The sequence below is a fragment of the bacterium genome (genome assembly GCA_026398675.1).
GTDB lineage: Bacteria > RBG-13-66-14 > RBG-13-66-14 > RBG-13-66-14 > RBG-13-66-14 > RBG-13-66-14.
The window spans coordinates 1-1,643 of sequence record JAPLSK010000001.1 but is presented as its reverse complement, the minus strand read 5'-3'; the positions used below and the strand labels follow the sequence as shown (position 1 = coordinate 1,643).

Genomic DNA, 1,643 nt, shown 5'->3' with positions numbered 1-1,643 from the left:
CCCTGGGCGGCGTGACGACCGTGCTCATCCCCAGGAATACGACCATTCCGACCAAGAAGTCGGAAGTGTTCTCCACCGCCGAAGACAATCAGACGACGGTCGAAATCCACGTCCTCCAGGGCGAACGCCAGATGGCGGTGGACAACCGCACCATCGGCAAGTTTCAGCTCACGGGCATTCCGCCGGCACCCCGCGGAATGCCCCAGGTCGAGGTCACCTTTGACATCGACGCCAACGGCATCCTTCATGTCTCCGCCAAGGACAAGACGACCGGCAAGGAGCAGAAAATCCGGATCGAGGCCTCGAGCGGGCTGTCTGATCAGGACATTGAGAAGATGGTCAAGAGCGCCGAGTCCCATGCGTCCGACGACAAGAAGCGTCGCGACGAAATCGAGGCGCGGAACCAACTTGATGGACTGATGTACAAGGTCGAGAAGGACAGCAAGGAATGGATTGACCGCCTCTCCACCGAAGTCAAGTCCAGGCTGGACAACGCCTTGGAAGGCGGCAAGGGAGCGCTCAAGACCGGCGATCCCGACCTGATCCGCCGGGCCCTCGACGACCTCAACGCCGCCTACTCGGCGGCGGGCGCCTCGCTGTACCAGAGCGCGCAGGCCGGCGGCGAGCCCGGTGCGGCTGCCCCTGAGCCGGGGGCAACCCCTGCGGAGGATGTGGTCGAGGCCGATTACGAGATCGTTGACGATTCCAAGAAGTAGGTCGCGACCAATCGACGGCCTTGCGCATCCGGGTTACGATGGAAAACCCCCGCCCCGCGCAGGGCCTGTGTCAATACATTTTCGACCGAGAGAGGCACCATGTCCGTCCGCACCCGTAATTGGTTGAAGTTCGGAAGCCTTGTCAGCCTCGCCTTCATGCTTGGCCTCTTTTTCGCCGGCGCCCTGCAGCTGCCGGGCGCCACCGAGGCCCAGCCCCAGACGGGACTGCTGCCCCAGGCGCCAACGCGCCAGGCCTCCGCCGTCTCCCCGGCGAATACATCCGAACCCAGAAGACCAACACCGCGCCCCAGCGCCAGAAGCCGCCGGGCACGGAGCAGTTCTAACCGCATACCCAGCGCCGACCGAGGGTCGAGAAAGGAGGCGGCACCGGTATCTTGGTGTCGGCCGACGGCCTCATCCTGTCCAACAATCATGTGGTCGAGGGCGCCTACAAGGTCACCGTCATGCTCCCCGACCATCGTACTTTCACCGCCACCGTCGTGGGCACGGATCCGAATACGGACGTGGCCGTGGTGCGCATCCCGGCGACCGGCCTCAAGCCGGTGGTCCTGGGGAACAGCGATGAGGCCCGCGCCGGCGAGTGGGTGCTGGCCATCGGGAACCCGCTGGGGGATGCGCTCACCTTCACCGTGACCAGCGGCATCATCAGCGCCACCGGTCGTGGACTGAACTCCCTCCCCAATCGCACCCAGCGGAGCATCCAGGACTTCATCCAAACCGACGCCGCCATCAATCCCGGCAATTCCGGGGGCCCGCTGGTGAACGTCCGCGGCGAAGTGATCGGCATCAATTCCGCCATCGCCAGTGAAACCGGCTTGAACGCAGGGTATGGCTTTGCCATCCCGATCAACCTGGTCCGGATCGTCATGGATCAATTGGTCGCGACGGGACGCGTGGAACGCGCGG

Annotated in this window: 2 protein-coding genes; both read left to right on the top strand. The window is 64.3% G+C overall.

Annotated elements, in window-relative coordinates; genetic code table 11:
* Positions 1-716, top strand: a 716-nt coding sequence (locus NTW26_00010; protein ID MCX7020656.1) for an Hsp70 family protein, incomplete at its 5' end; no start/stop codon positions are given.
* Positions 717-1,114: 398 nt separating this feature from the next.
* The coding region (locus tag NTW26_00005) for a trypsin-like peptidase domain-containing protein (protein MCX7020655.1) at positions 1,115-1,643 on the top strand (529 nt) is incomplete at its 3' end.